A 19,323-nucleotide genomic window follows, 5' to 3' on the forward strand; every position below is an offset into this window, starting at 1 on the left:
TTAACTTTTAGCACTGTATTTTTTTATTTCTTCTTCTAATGTCGCACCCATTTCCTCTACCTCTTCAATACGAGAAGAATTTACATAAGTATTTTTAAATGCTTCATAATATTCCTTTGCTTCATTTAATCGATTAAATTTTAAAGGAACAATTCCATTAGGAGTTCTCCTAACTTCTCTACTATTAACAGCAAGTTTGTATGCTGAATCAAGCTTAAGAAACAAAGCCTCTTCACGTAAAGAAGAACCTGGAAAATCAAAAGCAAAATTGTTAAACGATTTTACTGATGCAGGGTAATCTGATATTCTATTATATTGCTTTGCTATTTCAAAGGCCTTTTTCTCTAATTTAAAATCAAGTTCTTTAACTAGCTTATTCGCTTCACTAACGTACTGAGAATTAGGAAACAAATTAATAAAGTTTTGAAGTTTTTCTATAGCAGCTTTAGTTTCTGTTTGATCTTTACTATAAACAGGAGACTGCATATAATAACTTTTAGCACTTAAAAAGGAAGCTTCTTCTAACTTTTCACTTTTTGGATAACTAGAAGCAAAACGCTCAAACTGATAACCAGCAACATAATAGTCTTTCATTTGAAAAAATGAATTAGAATATAAGTACATTAATTTTTCGGCTTGTGGCTTTCCTCTATAATTAGGTACAATTAAAGCAAACAGTTTATTTGCCTTAGCAAATTTACCTTCTTTATATAAATCCTCTCCCATCTTAAACTTAGTTGCAATATCTTCAGATTTTAATGCCTTTTGATATTCGCTACAAGAGCTTAAAACAGTAAATGTTATTAATATGTAAAATAAATTTTTCATAAATATAAAACAGGGTGCAAAATTAAGTTATTAATATGGATTTTAAAAATATATTTTAATGCTAAAATACTTGTTGTATTATACCAACACTAAGGATTAAGTAATATTTAACTTTTAAATGATTCTACAGCATCAAAAAGTTTATAATCTAAAACTAATTTCCCTTTATCATTGTAATAGTAAGCCTTTTTGAATTTATAATCTGAAAGCACATCACTCAAAACATAAGAATGCATTTGATGTACTTCTTGATTAAAAGACTCATCATAATAACTAATCATTATTATAAATTCACCATGCATTTTAATTAACGCCTCATTAGAAAAATTAATTAATGGGCTATCTTCATCTAATTCATGAACAATAGTCCATGTTGTTGGCAGGTAATTTATAGTATCTCTTTCTAATTTAAGGTTATAAAAGTCATTTTCATAATGCCCTGATGTATTTTGCTTAGAGAGTGCTAAGGTAACCGTAATTTTAGGCTGAATCATAGTTGTTTTCCTGTTATTAACAAGTCTAAACATAAGAGCTCTTGAATTATTAAAGTCTCTTAAAACAATATGCTCACTAAACCTAACTGCTGCTTTTGGTTTTGAAAAACGCCCATAAATTAGCCCTGTTGCAAATGCAAATAACATTAAACCTAAAAAAGCCTCTATTGAAGACAAAATGCCACTTGCGATACCATTAGGAGACATTGAGCCATACCCTAAAGTGGTAAACGTTTGCATTGAAAAGAAAAAAGCATTTAAAAAGTCGTGACTTATACTTCCTGTTGAAGGAATAATTTGCTCAATTCCTATAACAAGGTAAAGTATTGCAAAGACCGAATTAATTAAAACCCCAACAGAAAAAGTTAGCATAAAAAAATGAAGCCATGAAACATTTACCAAATAATGGTATGCTTCAGAAAATCTTACTGGTTTATTTACATGCTGTATATTAAAAGATCCGTCTGCCTTCATCATGCGCTTTGCATTTAAAGAAGAGGCATTTCCTAAACCTGGATCTTTTATTTTTTTTGCCAAATTAAAATGTTTTTACAAAATCTTGTATCTTTTGCTTTAACTGATTTGAAGCTGGCACTAAAGGTAGCCTAACAGTATCTTGACATAAACTTAAAGCTTGAAAAACAGATTTAATTCCTGCAGGATTATTTTCTTCAAAAATATAATCTATGACATCAACTAATCTATAATGAATTTTATACGCTTCTTTTGCATCACCATTTAATCCTAAACGAATCATATCTGAGAATTCTTTAGGAAACGCCTGACCAATCACCGAAATAACCCCTGCTCCTCCAGCTAAAACAATACCTAAAGCCAAGTCGTCATCTCCAGAAATTACTAAAAAATCTTCTGGTTTATTTTTTATTAATTGCAAATAATTATAAACATTATTACCTGCTTCTTTAACTGCAATAATATTTTTAAAATCATGAGCCAACCTTAATGTTGTTTCCGTATCCATACCTTTTGAGGTACGCCCAGGTACATTATACAAAATAATATCTACTGGCGATACTTCAGAAATAGCTTTAAAATGTTGATAGATTCCTTCTTGAGTTGGTTTACTATAATAAGGAGAAACCGATAGGATAGCATCTATATTACTTAAATCTGTGGTTTTAATTTCTTCAATAACAGCCATCGTATTGTTACCTCCTATTCCAAGAACCATTGGTAATCGACCATTATTAGCTTTAGAAATGGTAGCAATAACCTCCTTTTTCTCTTGCTTAGTTATGGTTACACTTTCTCCAGTGGTACCACAAATTACAAGATAATCGGTACCATTGTCAATATTATAATTCACAATATTTGTCAATGCCTCATGGTCTACACTTAAATCTGATTTAAACGGTGTAACCAAAGCAACCCCAGTTCCTAAAAACTTACTATTCATTTTTAATTTTATTTAATATAGTTAAGTACTTAAAAAGCTCCTTTTTAAACACCTTAAATTCTTTTATTTTTGTTTTAATGATTAAATCATTTAAACGCTCGTCTGTTTGCAAAACACCTATTTTAAATTTAGCTTTCGACATAGCAGTAAGCATCTTTAATTCTAAAACATCTTCATCGTAAAAACTAATTAAAGCATCAAACTCTTTTTCTAAAAAAGATTGTAGTTCAACATTTTTAATAACGCCTTTCCAACCAAAATCATTATAATTAAAACACGCAGTCCAGGTGTATAAATCATTTGTTTTACTAGAAGAAAAGGCTATGATTTTTAGTTTATTGGGCCTAACTTTTAAACAATCAGCTAAATTTCTAAGCTTTTCAAAATCGTCAGTTTCATCAATATTTAAGATAATACCTAAACTATCAATCTTATTATCAACAAAACTTAATTGTCTTTTAGATAACAATTTGTTTAAGTACTTTTTATTAGATTTTTCCTTAAAACCTTTAAAAATCATTTACCTTTATACTTTCGGCAAAGGTAACAAAACTACTTTCAAATTATCAGCTTAAAACATGAGGTTCACATATTTATTTTTTTTGTTAAATATTTTATTTTTTTTAAACTGTAAACAAGACACTTATCATCTAAAAAAAATAGAAGGACAACAGATACCTATTACAGATTCTTTATCTGTTAATTCTGAAATTGAAGATTTCATTACTCCTTACAGAGCTAATCTACAAAAGAAAATAGATAGTGTTTTAGCGTATTCAAAAAAGGACTATTCGAAAACTGACAACAAATTAAATACTGCAATTGGCAACTTTATAGCCGATGCTATTTTTAAAGAAGCTAACCCTGTATTTAAAATGAGAACAGGTAAAGACATTGATATGGTTATACTCAATTATGGCAGTATACGCTCATCTATTTCCAAGGGAGACATAACAATTAATACAGCATACAGAATAATGCCTTTTGAAAGCGGTATTGTGGTAGTAGCCATGACAGGATCTCAAATTAAAAACCTTGTTTCTTTTTTAGTTAAATCTAGGGAAGCTCATCCAATATCTAAATTAAAACTATCTATTGACAAAGATTTCAATTTAATTAACTACAGAATAAATGAGCAAGTAGTTGAAACAGACAAAATATATTATGTTGCCAGTAGCGACTATTTATATAACGGTGGTGACGGTATGACTTTTTTTAAACCGAATGATAGTTTATATGTTTTAAATTACAAAGTTAGAAATGCTTTGATTGATAATTTTATAAAGACAGACACCTTGCTAACGGTTAGAGACGATAGATATATTCAAATTATAAATTAAAAATGAAACGAAGAGAATTTATTCAACATGCTACTAAAGGAACAGCACTTATAACTCTTGGAAGCTTTGGTTTACAATCATTTACTACCCCCACAAAAACCAAAAGAATCACTATTTTACACACCAATGATGTACATAGTAATATTGACACTTTTAAAGATGGTAAATACGCTAACAAAGGTGGGATTTCTAGACGTGCTACTTTAATTGAATCTATTAGAAAAGAAAGTCCTAACACACTCTTATTAGATGCTGGCGATATATTTCAAGGTACTCCATATTTCAACTACTATGGTGGTGAATTAGAGTTTAAATTAATGAGCAAATTAAAATACGATGCTGCGACTATTGGTAATCATGATTTTGACAATGGTATTGATGGATTATACGCTCAATTTCCGTATAAAGATTTTGAATTTGTGATTGCTAATTACGATTTCAAAAACACTATTCTAGACACCCATACCAAACCTTATAAAACTTTCATAAAAGACGGCATTAAAGTAGGTGTTTTTGGCTTAGGCATTGAGTTAAACGGATTAGTTCTTTCTGAGTTAAGCAAAGAAACAAAGTATTTAGACCCTATTGAATCTGCTCAAGACATGACACGCATTTTAAAAACCGAAGAAAAATGCGATTTAATTATTTGCCTTTCCCATTTAGGATATCATTATAAAAACAACCCCAATAAAATTAGTGACTTAAAACTTGCCAAAGCGACAAAAGACATTGATTTAATTATTGGTGGACACACACATACTTTTTTAAAAAAACCCACAGTTGTAAAAAACTTAGAAGAAAAGAATGTATTAGTAAATCAAGTAGGTTGTTATGGGGTGAATTTAGGAAGAATCGATTTTTATTTTGATACAGAAAAAAACAAATCTGCTAACGGAACTTCCATAATTGTTTAGTTTTATTTTTCTAACCTGATAGTTTTCTCAAGTTTAAACGACATAATGTTTAACTTTTTTAAACTTCATAAAAATGAAAAAGCATTTACCTCTAATACTAAGAATTGTTGTAGCAATAATACTTATTCAAACCTTACGCTTTAAATTTACAGCACATTCTGATAGCGTTTATATTTTTAGCAAAGTTGGATTAGAACCTTACGGAAGAATTGGTATTGGAGTTTTAGAACTAATTGCAGGCTTTATGTTACTTATACCAAAAACTATTTGGATTGGAGCCTTACTTACTTTAGGTATTATTGGAGGAGCTATATTTATGCACTTAACCTCCTTAGGAATTCAAATAAATAATGATAGTGGCGTTTTATTTTCAACCGCTGTTGTAACATTTATACTTTCTTTAATTATACTATACATATACAGAAAAGACATTCCTTTTATTAACAAAGCACATTAATTTAGAACAATTTCTTCTTTATCTTCATCTAAAAGCTTAGATTGTTTATAGAAAAAACAAAAAGCTAATAGAGACAGTGTAGCAGAAATAACATTAAGCAAGAATCCTGCTGAAATATATGTATAAGCTACCCAAATTACTTCAGAAAAAACAATACATAGCGCTCCTACAAATAGGTATAATGATTTCCTATTATCTCTATAAAAGAAGTTTAATAAAGACGCTGATAAAAACACTAACATAACTATATTATAAATCAACTCTACATAATACTCATTTGTCAATTCTACATAAGGATTTACTATAACCTGAAGAACATATACTATATAAAAGCTTAATGCTATTAAAACAATTAAATGTATTTTATAATTTTTCAGAACATGAATTACACAAATTGATTTACAAACTTCTAAAAACAAAGATATATAAGCTAATATATATAACGAATTACCTATATAATAATCAACCTCATGAGGAACAAGATTAACAATGAAAATCATTAAATCTGAAATAGAAAATAATATTAAAAAAAGTGAGAAAAATAAAGTTTTACGCTTAACAAACAAGAAATAAGCCAAAGTAATGATCGGCACTAAAACCGCATCAAAATACTCAGCTAATGTCACATCTCCTCTAAACTGAAAAAACACAAATACTATATAAAATAGTATTAATAAACCCACCAAAATTTTCGACTTGTACATAACAGCAATTTATGGTTACTGCACAAATATAACAAAAAAAATAACAATTAAACGACAAAAACATACTTTTTATCGATTAATTTTACAATTATTTAATTTTTTGTAAGAATTCATATTCACTCATAAGCGAAATATTCAATTTTTCTGCTTTCTCTTTTTTACTAGGCCCCATATTATCACCAGCAACAATGTAACTTGTTTTTGAAGAAATAGAACTACTTACCTTACCTCCATTATCTTCAATAAGTTTTTTTAGTTCGTTTCTAGAAATACTTTCAAATACACCAGTAATTACTATAGACTGTCCTTCTAAAATATTTGTTTGCCCGATAAGTTGCTCTGCAGACATTTCTAATTGAACTCCAAATGTTTTCAATCTATTAATTATAGACATACTTTCTTCTGAAGTAAAGAATGCTACAACACTTTCAGCAATCTTAACTCCTATCTCATCAACATTTTCCAGAGCCTCTTGTGAAGCAGTAGCTATAGCATCGATACTTTTATAATGCTTCGCTAATTTTTTAGCAACAGTTTCTCCCACATAACGAATGCCTATAGCATATAAAACACGCTCAAAAGGAATGTTTTTAGATTCAGCAATACCTTTAATCAAATTATCGGCACTTTTTTCTGCCATACGCTCTAAAGGAACTACCTGCTCCTTAGTTAACTCATACAAATCTGAATAATCCTTAATCAAACCTTCATTAACCAAAAGCGCCACTGTTTCTCCACCCAAACCATCTATATCCATAGCTTTTCGGGATATAAAGTGCTGAATACGACCAATTATTTGCGGATTACAACCGTTATAGTTAGGACAAAAATGTTTTGCATCACCTTCTAATCTTTCAAGAAGTGTGTTACACTCAGGACAATTTTCAATATAATGTGTAGGTTCAGAATTTAATGGTCGTTTAGTTAAATCGACTCCCAAAATTTTAGGAATAATTTCGCCGCCTTTTTCAACATACACTTCATCACCTACTCTAATATCTAGTTTTTCAATTTGATCGGCGTTGTGTAAGGATGCACGTTTTACTGTAGTTCCAGCTAACTCCACTGGTTCTAAATTTGCAACAGGCGTTATCGCCCCCGTTCTACCCACTTGATAGGTAATACTATTTAAACGCGTAGAAACTTGCTCCGCCTTAAACTTATATGCCATCGCCCAACGCGGTGCTTTAGCTGTATAACCCAACTCTTCTTGTTGCTGTAAATTATTTACTTTTATAACAACACCATCGGTTTCATAAGGTAAATCATGCCTATGTACATTCCAATAATCTACAAATTCTAAAACCTCATCAATAGAATGAGTCAATTTTGCAGCTTTGGGCACTTTAAACCCCCATTGTCTTGCCTTTTCTAAACTTTCAAATTGAGAATTGATTCCTAGATTAGATCCTGTTAAATTATACAATAAACATTCTAAAGGACGCTTAGCTACTTCAGCACTATCTTGCAACTTTAAACTTCCTGACGCTGTATTTCTAGGATTTCTATAAGGCTCTTCTCCTATTTCAATCCGTTCTTCATTCATTTTATTAAAGCCATCAAATGGTAATACAATTTCACCTCTTATATCAAACTTTGGTGGATAATCGCCTTTTAATTGCAATGGTACCGACTTAATCGTTTTTATATTAGCTGTTACATTATCACCCTGAAAGCCATCACCTCGCGTTACCGCTTTAACTAATTTACCTGCTTCATAGGTTAAACTAATGGAAGCACCATCGTATTTTAACTCGCAAGTATATTGAATATTGCCGTCTACTAATTTCTTAATACGCGTTTCCCAATCTTGTAAATCTTCTTTTGAATATGAATTATCTAAAGAATACATACGATGCTCGTGCGGAATAGTTTCAAAATTCTTAGTAACCTCACCTCCTACACGTTGTGACGGAGAATTTGCATCAAAAAATTCAGGATGCTTTGCTTCAAGTGCTTGTAATTCCTTTAACTTTATATCAAAATCATAATCAGAAATTGTTGCATTATCTAAAACATAATAATTGTGATTATGCATACGCAATTCTTCGCGTAAAGCTTGTATTTGCTCTTTAATATTACTCATTATTCTTTTCTCCTTTAATCATTCTATCTTTTTTAAAGATATCTTGTTTTAACTGAATGTTTTTAAAATTGGTTTTAAGCAACAGTCGAATCATATCTTTCCCTAAAAACTCATTAATTTCAAAAAACAATTGGCCGCTTTCTTTTAATTTTTTAATAGCAAAATCTGTAATGGATTTATAAAACTGCAATGGATTTTCATCTTTTACAAACAATGCCAAATGGGGCTCATTATTTAAAACATTCGCTTTCATTAAATCTTTCTCCTTATCTCTAACATAAGGCGGATTTGATACAATAATGTCAAATTTAAATTCAGAATCAAACAAAGATTCATCGATATTCAAAATATCTGCTTCAATAAACTCAATATCCACTTCATTTAATTCTGCATTTTTTCTAGCTACTTTTAAAGCATCTTTACTTATATCAAGCGCATACACTTTTGCACACTTTAATTGTTTAGCCAAAGCTATAGCTATACAACCGCTTCCTGTTCCTATATCTAAAATTCTGATTTCAGAATTATAATTTTTATATTCTTTAATAATCCATTCAACCAACTCCTCGGTTTCTGGTCGCGGTATTAAAGTATGCTCATTTACTTTAAATGGTAATCCGTAAAATTCTGTTTCTCCTAATATATATTGTATAGGTTTTTCTTCTTCTAATAAATTTAGAGCATTGAAAATCCTTTGTATATCTTGAACATCATAATCTAAATCTAAAGCCAACTGCAATCTTGAAACATTATAATACTCTTCAATTAAAATATAAAAGAAATTATCAACCTCCTCTTTTTCATAAAGCGCATCTAATTTTTGATGAAACGTATTTTGTATGTCTTTTAATTTCATAAGTCTAATACTATTGCTGTTTTTAACACTCATTTTGAATGCTCATATTTCTATACCGTTTGAAAAACTATATCTTTAGTCTTAAGAGCTAAATAAAACACTCCCTAACAACAACTCTTTTTGATTTTATGTGACCTTAATTTTTAGAATAACTATAGTATCTTTACCAACTCTAAAAATGCTAATTTTACGCAAGTGAAGATACTTAAATCTAAAAAACACCAGATGAAACGACTTATATTTTTATCAACAATATCAATTCTTTTTTTTAACTGCTCGGTTAAAGAAAAACCTCAATTTATAAACGTTGATAACATTAAAGTTTTAGAGTCTACATCAAAACATGTAACACTTTCTGCTGATGCTCATTTTTTAAACCCTAATGATATTGGAGGCGAATTAAAAACTGATGAAATAAAAATTTATGTAAACGACAATGAAATGGCTTCTGTTTCTACAAAAAGCTTCGATGTACCTGCTAAAAAAGAATTTTTAATTCCTTTAAAAGCTAACATTCCAACCGACAGCATTTTTAACAATAAAAATTTAGGCGGTTTACTAGGAAGTTTATTCAGCCGAAAAATAAAAGTACAATATAAAGGCGATATTATCTATAAAGTTTTTGGTTTTTCATATAGATATAATGTAGACGAAACTGAAACTATTAAAATTAAATAACAACCATTGCATAAACACGAAACTTATATAAAACGTTGCCTTGAGATTGCTAAAAATGGTTTAGGATCTACAAGACCTAACCCTATGGTAGGCAGTATTATTGTACACAATAATATTATTATAAGCGAAGGTTTTACTAGCACTTATGGTGGCAATCATGCCGAAGTAAACGCCATTAATAATGTAAAAGACAAATCGCTTTTAAAAGAAGCCACCATTTATGTAACCTTAGAACCGTGTTCGCACTATGGAAAAACACCACCTTGTAGCGATTTAATTATTAAACATAAAATACCAAATGTAGTTATAGGTTGTATAGATGATAATATACAAGTAGCAGGAAAAGGTATAGAAAAACTAAAAAAAGCAGGATGCCATGTAATTGTAGGTGTTTTAGAAAACGAATGCAAAAAACACCACAAACGTTTTTTTACGATTCACAACAAAAAACGCCCTTATATTATTCTAAAATGGGCTGAAAGCTCTGATGGATTTATAGCTCCTGAATCTAAAAACGAACAAAAACCGGTTTGGATTACCAATAAAAATTCCAGACAACTCGTTCATAAATGGCGTACTGAAGAGCAAGCTATTTTAGTTGGAACTAACACCGTTTTAGAAGACAATCCTAGTTTGACTGCTAGAGATTGGACAGGAAACAACCCCACACGCATTGTTATTGATAAAGAAAAAAAACTTTCTGAAGCGTATTCTGTTTTTAATAATGAAGCTGAAACCATTACCATTTCAAAAAACAATGTAGATTTCTCAAAAGATATAACACAACAAATTTGTAATATACTATTTGAAAAAAATATAAACTCTGTAATTATTGAAGGAGGCGCCAAAACACTACAAACTTTTATAAATGAAGGTTTATGGGATGAAGCGCGTATACTTACAGGCTCTAGCAAATTTAACAAAGGCATCAAAGCTCCTAAATTTTCTGGACAATTAATTTCTGAAGAAAAAATTCTAACAGACAATCTTAAAACCTACACAAATGATTAAAACCATTATTTTCGATTTTGGCAATGTATTTATCAATTTAGATATTGATGGCACTTTAAAAAGAATGTTTGAAACTTTAAAAATTGATGCTTTTTCAGAAGAAATGATTGCTTTTAATAGTTTTTATGAGCAAGGTTTAATTTCTACAGAAGAGTTTATCGATTTTTATTCTGAAAATTTCCCAAAACTTTCAAAAGAAGAACTAATTGATTTATGGAACTTTATACTAAAAGATTTCCCTAAGCACCGTTTAGATTTTCTAAAAACCCTAAAAGCATCTAACAAATACAAACTCATTTTATTAAGTAACACAAACGAACTTCATATTAATTGGATTAAAGACAACGTATCATTTTATGACGATTTTAAAAATTGTTTTAATACGTTTTACTTATCACAAGAAATTCATTTAAGAAAACCGAATAAAGATATTTTTGAATTTGTATTGAATGAAAATAATTTAAAAGCGAATGAATGCTTATTCATAGACGACAACAAAGACAATATAAACACTGCTGATACTTTAAAAATAAAAACTTGGCACATCAACCCTGAAACTGAAGACGTTTCAAATCTATTTAAAATTAAAAATAATTTATTTTAATCTCTTTTTTGACTAAAAACGATACATATAAAACTATTGAAACGGCTACCGAACCTGTTTTATTTAAAGATAAAAACAGTAAGTTTTTTGGCTATCTTTTTCCTGTCTCTAATGTTGAAGCTATAAAACCTCACATTGAAGCATTAAAAAAAGAACACCATGCTGCAAGACATTGGTGCTACGCATACCAAATAGGTACAGAAACAATAGTTTATCGCGCTAACGATGACGGCGAACCTAGTAATAGTGCAGGTATGCCTATTTATGGACAAATACAATCTTTTGAAGTCACTAATATACTAATTGTAGTTGTACGCTATTTTGGAGGTGTAAAATTAGGGGTTGGCGGCCTAATAAATGCTTACAGAACAACTGCTCAAATGACTCTAGAAGCTTCATCTATTATAGAAAAAACCATCAATAAAGATTTCCTTATAACATTTGATTATAAAAACATGAATACAGTCATGCGAATAATTAAAGAAAAAAAACTAAATATAATTAACCAAAAACTAGAAATGGATTGTCAAATAACTATTTCTGTAAGAAAAAAAGAAGCACAATCTGTTTTTAAAATCTTCAATCACCTTTTTGAAATTAAAATAAAAGAAATTTATATTAATTCTTAATAGCATCTAAAATATACTTGGGCACCTTAGTAGGCCTGTTTGTTTTCATATCTACAAAAACCAAAACAGTACTTGCAGTTGTTAAAATCTCACCTTTTTCATTAGTAATTTCATATTCAAATTCTATCTTAGCTGTAGGCTCTTTTTTTAGTTGAGTTTTTACATTAATTACATCATCATAACCTGCTGATTTTTTATAGTTTATATTCAAAGAAACAACTGGTAACATAATCCCGTTTTCTTCCATATCTCTATAAGAAATCCCAAATTTTCGTAACCACTCAATTCTTCCCATTTCAAGATATAATGCGTAATTACCATGATAAACAACCCCCATCTGGTCAGTTTCACCATATCTCACTCTAATTTGTATTTCGTCGATTTTCATAAGGTTTTTTAAATATTTTTTTGTAGCTTCGGCAAGATGTTAAACATGGGGAAAAATTTCTAAAAAATCAATAACAATTGATTTTTTTTTTAAGAAATTTGTTCACATATTTGCCACTCAATAATAAGGGGGATAAAGAATCTAAATTCTTTATCAAAAAAACAACTAACAAAACTACAAAATTAAACAATGAGTGTAACTGCGCAATCGGTATGGAATAACTGTCTACTATTTATAAAGGATAATATCCAACCGCAAGCATACAAAACTTGGTTTGAACCAATAGCTGCAGTTAAACTTACTGATAAAGCTTTAAGTATTCAGGTACCTAGTAAATTCTTTTACGAATGGCTTGAAGAACACTATGTAAAAATCCTTAAAGTATCGCTTACAAAAGAATTAGGTGAAAACGCTAAACTGGTTTACATTATTAAAATGGAAAACACCTATGGCAACAAACAACCTTTTACAGAAAAGATTCCTAGTGCTAATAGAAGTGGTTTAAAATCTCAAAATGTTGATATTCCTTTAAACAATAAAAACCCAGAATTAAGAAATCCTTTCGTAATACCTGGTATTAGAAATGTTAAGATAGAATCTCAACTAAATCCTAATTATAGTTTTGACAACTTTTTAGAAGGTGACTCAAACCGTTTAGCTCGTAGTGCAGGTTTAGCTGTTGCTGCAAAACCAGGAGGCACATCTTTTAATCCGTTATTAATTTTTGGAGGTGTTGGTTTAGGAAAAACACATTTAGCACACGCTATTGGTGTTGACATAAAAGATAAATATCCAGAAAAAACAGTTTTATATATTTCTGCTGAAAAATTCACACAACAATATATAGACTCTGTAAAGAAAAATAATAGAAATGATTTTATTCACTTCTACCAAATAATAGATGTTTTAATTATTGATGATGTACAGTTCCTTTCTGGAAAAACAGGAACACAAGATGTATTCTTTCATATTTTCAATCATTTACATCAAAACGGCAAACAAGTTGTTTTAACTAGCGACAAAGCACCTGTTGATATGCAAGATATTGAGCAACGCTTACTATCTCGTTTTAAATGGGGACTTTCAGCCGAATTACAAAATCCAGATTTTGAAACTAGAGTTTCTATTTTGAAGAACAAATTATATCGTGATGGTGTTGAAATGCCTGAAGATATTATTGAATATGTTGCAAAAAACATAAAATCAAATGTTCGTGAATTAGAAGGTGCTATTATTTCATTAATTGCTCAGTCTTCTTTCAATAAAAAAGAAATTACTATTGATTTAGCTAGAACTATCGTTGAAAAATTTGTAAAAAACACAAAACGCGAAGTTTCTATAGATTACATACAAAAAGTAGTGTCTGATTATTTCCAAATGGATGTTGACACACTGCAATCTAAAACTAGAAAACGTCATATTGTACAAGCTAGACAATTAGCTATGTTTTTTGCGAAAAAATTCACAAAAGCATCTTTAGCTAGTATTGGCTCACAAATTGGAAAACGTGATCACGCTACTGTTTTACACGCTTGTAAAACGGTTGACAACTTATCTTCAACCGATAAACAATTTAGAAAATATGTTGAAGATATTTCTAAAAAACTTACTGTTTAAAATTTAATTACAATGACTAAAATACTCATGGTTTGTTTGGGAAACATTTGTCGTTCTCCACTAGCCGAAGGTATACTAAAGTCTAAACTTTCAAACGATTCATTTTTAGTAGATTCTGCAGGAACTGCTAATTATCATACCGGAAACCCTCCAGACAAACGCTCTATTGCTGTTGCAAAAAAATACGGATTAGATATTTCTAATTTAAAAGGAAGGCAATTTGAAGTTTCAGACTTTGATGTATTTGATATTATTTACGTTATGGACGATTCTAACTATAACAATGTTATTAATTTAGCAAGAAATGAAGCGGACATTAATAAAGTAAAATTCATCTTAAACGAAGTCTATCCTAAACAAAACTATAATGTCCCAGATCCTTATTATGGTGGAAATGATGGTTTTGAAAACATTTACAAAATGCTTGATGAAGCTTGTGATATTATTGCTGAAGATTTAAATTAAACAAAATGAACACAACTAAAGGTCAATTATACCTAATACCAACAACACTTGGCGATAACGATCCTATGGAAGTTTTACCAATGTTAGTGAAAAAGGTTATTGAAGATACTGATATATTTATAGTTGAAAACGAAAAGACCGCTAGACGATTCATAAAAAGAATTACACCTGAAAAATCACAACCTTCTTTAAAAATATTTCTTCTAAATAAATTTACTGAAGCTAGCGATTTACCAAGTTTTTTAAATCCTTGCTTAAACGGTACTAATATTGGTCTTTTATCTGAAGCAGGATGCCCTGGAGTTGCAGACCCAGGTGCAGATGTTGTAAAAATAGCACATGATAAAAATATTAAAGTAGTACCATTAGTTGGTCCTTCATCTATATTAATGGCTATTATGAGCTCTGGAATGAATGGACAAAGCTTTGCTTTTAACGGCTACCTCCCTATTGACAAAGGCGAACGAAAATCTGAAATAAAACGCTTAGAACGCTTATCTTTTGAACACAACCAATCGCAAATTTTTATTGAAACACCTTATAGGAATAATAAAATGATTGAAGATTTAGCTTCTGTACTAGAAAATAATACAGATGTTTGCGTAGCCTGCGATATTACTCTCTCTACAGAATTTATAAAAACGCAAACTGCAAATGCATGGAAAAAAAATAAGGTAGACCTTCATAAGAGACCTACCATATTTATTATTCACAAAAGCTAATAGCGAATTAAATAGCTTTAGCTAACTTATTAGGCTTTACAAAAGACGTATCGTAACCAGAAAAACGTTTCATATAATACTGAACTGTTGTACCATAACCATCTGTAAAATTATCTAAGCCATAACTTCGCAGGTATTTCTTTACACTTCCAGGACCTGCTAAATGCGCTGCTGCTAAAATACCCGATTCTGTCACCAGCACACCATTAATTCGTCTACCAACAAAATTCTTAATATCTCTACGTAAAATCCATTTATTACGAGCTGAGTTAGCAATAAATGCCTTTTCTTGAAGTATTGGATTCTTTAAAAAATGAGCTGGATTATGAATTCCAATCATTCTTAAAGTTCCTTTCCCAAATTGATACTTCCCTAAATACCCTAAAGTATTAACCGAAAAATAATCACCACCAGATTCTTTAAAAGCCAAAGCTTCTTTAAATCCTACAAAAGATTTTCCTAAATAAGGAGAAAACGATTGGTTCACATCATTTGACGCTAAAACATCATCCTTAATGCCCTCGTCTTGACTTACAGTATAATGTAACTCTAAGCCCTTTGTTGAGTACTTACTTAAATCTATCGTTTCATTAGATGAAAACGATACTAACACTAGAATACATATTGTAAGAGTTAGGGTTAAGTAACTTGCAATACTTTTTCTCATAATTTTAAATTTTTTCAGCTCACTTACATAGTAAAGTTTGCTTGAAAATTTGAGCGTGCAAAATTAGATATTTTTTCAACACCATCAAAATTAATCGTCAAACTACTTTTTTCAGTAGTACAACGGGTGAAATACACACCCTTTTTTATTAAATTCTAATGCTGGAAAAGGTATTTTTATAGTATTAAAAACATCAAAAACCACCTTAAGCAACCTCGAATTCGTTTTAATTCTACTCAAATTTACATCAAAACTTAAATAGAACTGCCGTTGCCTTCGATAACTTGTTAACAACTGATTGTCAACATCTTTAACACCAGACAACATACCATCTCCACCATAACCAATAGCGACATTTACCCAATTAGGTATGTTACTTTCTTTAAAAAACGCATGTAAATTAGCACTAAGCCAATACGTCTGTCCATTATAATCTTTCAAAACTTCTTCAAGAAACCCATTACCTAACTTATCTGAACGTAAAGAAGCGTACTTTGTTTGATGAAATGAAAACTTAAGTGCTATTCGCTGCTCTTTCCAAAGCAATTCTTGCCCAACATACAAACCAGTACCTGTTGCATTTGCTAAAACATCGCCCCAAGAAAACCCCCATTCTTCAGAATAACCGTCTAAAACTTCAACAGCTGTTAAAAAAGTAAAACCTAAAGTTGCTCCGTAAATTAATTGATTTTTTTCACTAACACCACTCCATTCTAAAAGTTGAGCACCATGCTTCCCCAATTGATAAGACGTAAACACATGCCCCATCTTATCCATTTGGAGCCATTCATTATTATCATTAATAGTATGAAACTTAGATTGCTTATAATCTGCATACCAAAGCTGATTTAACCCTAATAAAGTAATACCTCCAATAGCTGCTTCAGAAATAATTACAGCATTTCGTCTTGATGTATTTAAGGTATCACTAGGTGTTAAAAAAGCATCGAGATTAGATTGTGAAAAAACAAAAAAAGGAAATACAATAAAGCCTATCGCATATTTTAATGCTAATAGTCTCATTACTTATTTATACCTTGAGAAGATAAATACCTTTGATATTCTCTAGCATTCACATTATGCTGAGCCAAGGTTTTTGCGAATTTATGAAAGCCAAAACGTTTTGCATTTGCCGCAAAATATAAGTATTTATGCTTTTCATAGTTTAAAACCGCATCAATAGCAGATATATCTGGCATAGCAATAAGCCCTGGAGGCAATCCTCGGTTTTTATAAGTATTATAAGGAGATTCTATGTCTTTATGAACATTTAAAACACGTTTAATAACCGTATTTTTATACTTAGGAAGTTTATAAGCAGCAAATTTAAGCGTAGGATCTGCTTGAAGTGGCATACCAATTCTTAATCTATTTAAATAAACACCTGCAATTCTTGGTTGCTCGCTTGCTTGTTTAGATTCTTCATAAACAATAGAAGCTAAAGCTATAACTTGATTTTCAGACAAGCCAATATCATGCGCTTTTTGTATGCGTTTATCACTCCAAAAACGCTTGTATTCTTTAAGCATTCTAGCTCTAAATTTTTCGGCAGATGTATTCCAGAAAAACTCATAACTATTAGGTAAATACATACCAAGAGCTGTTGCTTCATTAAATTTATTTTTAGCTAAAAAAGCTTCATCCTTCATAGCCTTTAATATTGAAAGACTATCTGCTTCAATGTCTTTTGAAATTCTCCCTGCTAATTTTTCTAAAGTACTTTGATTATTAAAAGACACTTTTATAGGCAAGTTATTACTTCTAATAGAGTTTATAATATCATTATTACTCATACCCTTCTTAATAGCGTATTTACCAGCTTTAATATTAGTGGTGTATTTTTTTTGCTCCGCTAAATCGTCAAAAGAATCAATATCATCTAACAAAGGTTCTAATTGACTACGAACATCATTATAACTATCTGTAGATGCTATATAAATATAAGCTTCTTCGTTATTAAAAGCTGTGTTTGGTTTTAACATGGCTTTGTAAACAAAGTTTGCAAAAAAAGCAGCTGCTACTAGCCCGATAACTACAATGGTTAAAAGTATTTTTTTTATATACATTTAATTATTAATAAGCTGAAATAAATATTCGTTTTTATAAGCACCATTAACAAGATTCCAATCTTTTTTAAGACCTATGTTTTTAAAACCTTGATTAGAAAAAAGGTTGATGCTTGTTTCGTTTTCTTCTGAAATGTTACAATATAATTGATGTAAACATAAATGCTTAAAACTATAATCAACCAAAAGTTTAAGCGCTTCTTTTCCGTAGCCTTTTCCTCTTTCGCTAGCATCTTTTACTAAAATACCAATACCTGCTCTACTGTTTTTAAAATCGAAATCGAATAAATCAATCATTCCTAAAGCAACATCTTCATAACTTGAAATAACGAGTCTTAATTGTTTTACCTCAAAAATATCTTTATGAGCTTGCTCTAAATACTGTTTTATTAAATATTTAGAATAAGGCGTAATGGTATTGCTTATTTCCCAAACAGATTCATCATTTTCAATGGCATGAATAAACTCTAAATCTTCAGGTTCTAAAGCACGTAAGTATATATGTTCTCCTTTTAAAGTAATCATATAGTACCTTGATAAACAAAATTTGCAGGCCCAATTAACCAAACGTTTTTGTATGAACCGTTTTCTGTATCAAAAGATACTTTTAATTCGCCACCTTCAACTTTTAAAGTAATGCAGTTTTTATTAGTTTGATTAAGTGTATGCATTGCTATTGCTACGGCAGTTACACCTGTACCACAAGATAAGGTTTCATCTTCAACACCGCGTTCGTAAGTTCTTACTCGAAACTCTGTATCTGATATTTTATTAACAAAATTCACATTAGTACCTCCTTCATTATAGGGTTCGCCATACCTTATTGAAGCGCCTTTTGTTTTTATATCGAAATTGGCAATATTTTCTTCAAACTGAACATGATGCGGAGAGCCTGTATTTAAAAACACATGATTTTCATGTTTCTGAACTATATCAACATCTAACATTTGCAGTTGTACGATGTCATTTTCAATAGTTGCATGATGTAAACCATCAATAGCTTCAAAAACAGCTTTGTCTTTAATAACACCTAATTGTTTTGCAAAAGCCACTAAACAACGTCCGCCATTCCCACACATGGTACTTTCGTTTCCATCGGCATTGTAATACACCATTTTAAAATCTAAATCTGGATGATTTTCAAGTAAAATAAGTCCGTCTGCTCCTATTCCAAAACGTCTGTCGCATAAAAATGCGATATGTTTTGTGTCTTTTTTATTGAACGTTTGCTGACGATTATCAATCATCACAAAATCGTTTCCTGTTCCTTGGTATTTATAAAAAGTTTGCTGCATAATAAAGCACAAATATAAAGAAGTCCTTTAAACTTTTTGCTGGTTAACTAAAATTTCAATCTATATAACACTGTTGGCAGGTATT

At 30.2% G+C, this 19,323-nt stretch carries 23 protein-coding genes; 10 read left to right on the top strand and 13 right to left on the bottom strand.

The genetic code is table 11. The annotated features are described in order from the left end of the window. From ACH5TX_RS10620 to ACH5TX_RS10635, 4 genes are all read right to left on the bottom strand, one after another. Positions 1–828, bottom strand: coding sequence for an outer membrane protein assembly factor BamD (locus tag ACH5TX_RS10620; RefSeq protein WP_439339480.1), 828 nt, complete (start codon positions 826–828; stop codon positions 1–3). A gap of 107 nt (positions 829–935) precedes the next feature. Further along, on the bottom strand, positions 936–1,859 hold the full coding sequence (locus tag ACH5TX_RS10625) for an ion channel (RefSeq protein WP_439339481.1): 924 nt from the start codon (positions 1,857–1,859) through the stop codon (positions 936–938). Between the two features lies 1 nt (position 1,860). Next, the gene (gene dapA, locus ACH5TX_RS10630) at positions 1,861–2,739 is read right to left on the bottom strand and encodes a 4-hydroxy-tetrahydrodipicolinate synthase (protein ID WP_439339482.1); all 879 of its coding nucleotides are present in this window, start codon (positions 2,737–2,739) and stop codon (positions 1,861–1,863) included. Further along, entirely contained in the window at positions 2,732–3,259 is a 528-nt protein-coding gene (locus tag ACH5TX_RS10635; protein WP_439339483.1) for a DUF6913 domain-containing protein, read from the bottom strand. The genes dapA and ACH5TX_RS10635 overlap by 8 nt, the downstream gene beginning before the upstream one ends. 58 nt (positions 3,260–3,317) lie before the next feature. Between ACH5TX_RS10635 and ACH5TX_RS10640 the strand changes: the two genes are divergently transcribed. From ACH5TX_RS10640 to ACH5TX_RS10650, 3 genes are all read left to right on the top strand, one after another. Then, a complete protein-coding gene (locus ACH5TX_RS10640) occupies positions 3,318–4,079 on the top strand; it encodes a 5'-nucleotidase C-terminal domain-containing protein (protein WP_439339484.1) in 762 nt (253 codons plus the stop codon). A gap of 2 nt (positions 4,080–4,081) precedes the next feature. Further along, complete coding sequence (locus tag ACH5TX_RS10645) at positions 4,082–4,993, top strand: bifunctional metallophosphatase/5'-nucleotidase (RefSeq protein ID WP_439339485.1); 912 nt, start codon at positions 4,082–4,084, stop codon at positions 4,991–4,993. A gap of 73 nt (positions 4,994–5,066) precedes the next feature. Further along, positions 5,067–5,450, top strand: a complete 384-nt coding sequence (locus tag ACH5TX_RS10650; protein WP_439339486.1) for a DoxX family membrane protein — start codon at positions 5,067–5,069, stop codon at positions 5,448–5,450. Here ACH5TX_RS10650 and ACH5TX_RS10655 read toward each other — a convergent pair. From ACH5TX_RS10655 to prmC, 3 genes are all read right to left on the bottom strand, one after another. Next, complete coding sequence (locus tag ACH5TX_RS10655) at positions 5,447–6,154, bottom strand: hypothetical protein (RefSeq protein ID WP_439339487.1); 708 nt, start codon at positions 6,152–6,154, stop codon at positions 5,447–5,449. The two genes, ACH5TX_RS10650 and ACH5TX_RS10655, sit on opposite strands and share 4 nt — an antisense overlap. Before the next feature lie 88 nt (positions 6,155–6,242). Then, positions 6,243–8,240 carry an NAD-dependent DNA ligase LigA gene (ligA, locus tag ACH5TX_RS10660; RefSeq protein WP_439339488.1) on the bottom strand — a complete coding sequence of 666 codons (1,998 nt, stop codon included), beginning with the start codon at positions 8,238–8,240 and terminating at the stop codon, positions 6,243–6,245. Then, positions 8,233–9,096, bottom strand: coding sequence for a peptide chain release factor N(5)-glutamine methyltransferase (gene prmC / locus ACH5TX_RS10665; protein WP_439339489.1), 864 nt, complete (start codon positions 9,094–9,096; stop codon positions 8,233–8,235). Before prmC ends, ligA begins: the two co-directional genes overlap by 8 nt. Positions 9,097–9,321: 225 nt before the next feature. Here prmC and ACH5TX_RS10670 point away from each other — a divergent pair, with 225 nt between their 5' ends. Genes ACH5TX_RS10670 through ACH5TX_RS10685 form a run of 4 tightly spaced genes read left to right on the top strand, consistent with a single transcriptional unit; the run spans position 9,322 to position 12,018 of the window. Beyond that, positions 9,322–9,774 carry an LEA type 2 family protein gene (locus ACH5TX_RS10670; RefSeq protein WP_439339490.1) on the top strand — a complete coding sequence of 151 codons (453 nt, stop codon included), beginning with the start codon at positions 9,322–9,324 and terminating at the stop codon, positions 9,772–9,774. 6 nt (positions 9,775–9,780) lie between these two features. Further along, positions 9,781–10,785, top strand: coding sequence for a bifunctional diaminohydroxyphosphoribosylaminopyrimidine deaminase/5-amino-6-(5-phosphoribosylamino)uracil reductase RibD (gene ribD, locus ACH5TX_RS10675; RefSeq protein WP_439339491.1), 1,005 nt, complete (start codon positions 9,781–9,783; stop codon positions 10,783–10,785). Continuing rightward, positions 10,778–11,389, top strand: a complete 612-nt coding sequence (locus ACH5TX_RS10680) for an HAD family hydrolase (RefSeq protein ID WP_439339492.1) — start codon at positions 10,778–10,780, stop codon at positions 11,387–11,389. The genes ribD and ACH5TX_RS10680 overlap by 8 nt, the downstream gene beginning before the upstream one ends. Positions 11,390–11,397: 8 nt before the next feature. After that, the gene (locus tag ACH5TX_RS10685) at positions 11,398–12,018 is read left to right on the top strand and encodes an IMPACT family protein (RefSeq protein WP_439339493.1); all 621 of its coding nucleotides are present in this window, start codon (positions 11,398–11,400) and stop codon (positions 12,016–12,018) included. Here the strand turns inward: ACH5TX_RS10685 and ACH5TX_RS10690 are convergent. Beyond that, positions 12,008–12,406 carry an acyl-CoA thioesterase gene (locus ACH5TX_RS10690; protein ID WP_439339494.1) on the bottom strand — a complete coding sequence of 133 codons (399 nt, stop codon included), beginning with the start codon at positions 12,404–12,406 and terminating at the stop codon, positions 12,008–12,010. The two genes, ACH5TX_RS10685 and ACH5TX_RS10690, sit on opposite strands and share 11 nt — an antisense overlap. A gap of 189 nt (positions 12,407–12,595) precedes the next feature. Here ACH5TX_RS10690 and dnaA point away from each other — a divergent pair, with 189 nt between their 5' ends. From dnaA to ACH5TX_RS10705, 3 genes are read left to right on the top strand one after another with little or no spacing between them, the layout of a single operon-like run. Continuing rightward, positions 12,596–14,023 carry a chromosomal replication initiator protein DnaA gene (gene dnaA / locus ACH5TX_RS10695; protein ID WP_439339495.1) on the top strand — a complete coding sequence of 476 codons (1,428 nt, stop codon included), beginning with the start codon at positions 12,596–12,598 and terminating at the stop codon, positions 14,021–14,023. Positions 14,024–14,035: 12 nt separating this feature from the next. Next, positions 14,036–14,488 carry a low molecular weight protein-tyrosine-phosphatase gene (locus ACH5TX_RS10700; RefSeq protein WP_439339496.1) on the top strand — a complete coding sequence of 151 codons (453 nt, stop codon included), beginning with the start codon at positions 14,036–14,038 and terminating at the stop codon, positions 14,486–14,488. Positions 14,489–14,493: 5 nt separating this feature from the next. After that, entirely contained in the window at positions 14,494–15,210 is a 717-nt protein-coding gene (locus ACH5TX_RS10705; protein WP_439339497.1) for an SAM-dependent methyltransferase, read from the top strand. A gap of 7 nt (positions 15,211–15,217) precedes the next feature. Here ACH5TX_RS10705 and ACH5TX_RS10710 read toward each other — a convergent pair whose 3' ends face one another. The 5 genes from ACH5TX_RS10710 to dapF all read right to left on the bottom strand — a co-directional run bounded on the left by ACH5TX_RS10710 (position 15,218) and on the right by dapF (position 19,238). Next, positions 15,218–15,877, bottom strand: a complete 660-nt coding sequence (locus ACH5TX_RS10710; protein ID WP_439339498.1) for a lysozyme family protein — start codon at positions 15,875–15,877, stop codon at positions 15,218–15,220. A gap of 111 nt (positions 15,878–15,988) precedes the next feature. Next, positions 15,989–16,900, bottom strand: a complete 912-nt coding sequence (locus tag ACH5TX_RS10715; protein WP_439339499.1) for a DUF2279 domain-containing protein — start codon at positions 16,898–16,900, stop codon at positions 15,989–15,991. Next, positions 16,900–17,943 (bottom strand): endolytic transglycosylase MltG, encoded by a 1,044-nt coding sequence (gene mltG / locus ACH5TX_RS10720; RefSeq protein WP_439339500.1) that lies wholly within the window; start codon positions 17,941–17,943, stop codon positions 16,900–16,902. The genes ACH5TX_RS10715 and mltG overlap by 1 nt, the downstream gene beginning before the upstream one ends. Then, positions 17,944–18,468, bottom strand: coding sequence for a GNAT family N-acetyltransferase (locus ACH5TX_RS10725; protein ID WP_439339501.1), 525 nt, complete (start codon positions 18,466–18,468; stop codon positions 17,944–17,946). It lies immediately after the preceding gene. Next, positions 18,465–19,238, bottom strand: coding sequence for a diaminopimelate epimerase (gene dapF / locus ACH5TX_RS10730; RefSeq protein WP_439339502.1), 774 nt, complete (start codon positions 19,236–19,238; stop codon positions 18,465–18,467). The genes ACH5TX_RS10725 and dapF overlap by 4 nt, the downstream gene beginning before the upstream one ends. Between the last annotated feature and the right edge of the window lie 85 nt (positions 19,239–19,323).

The sequence above is a fragment of the Thalassobellus citreus genome (genome assembly GCF_044385915.1).
Classification (GTDB): Bacteria; Bacteroidota; Bacteroidia; order Flavobacteriales; family Flavobacteriaceae; genus Thalassobellus; species Thalassobellus citreus.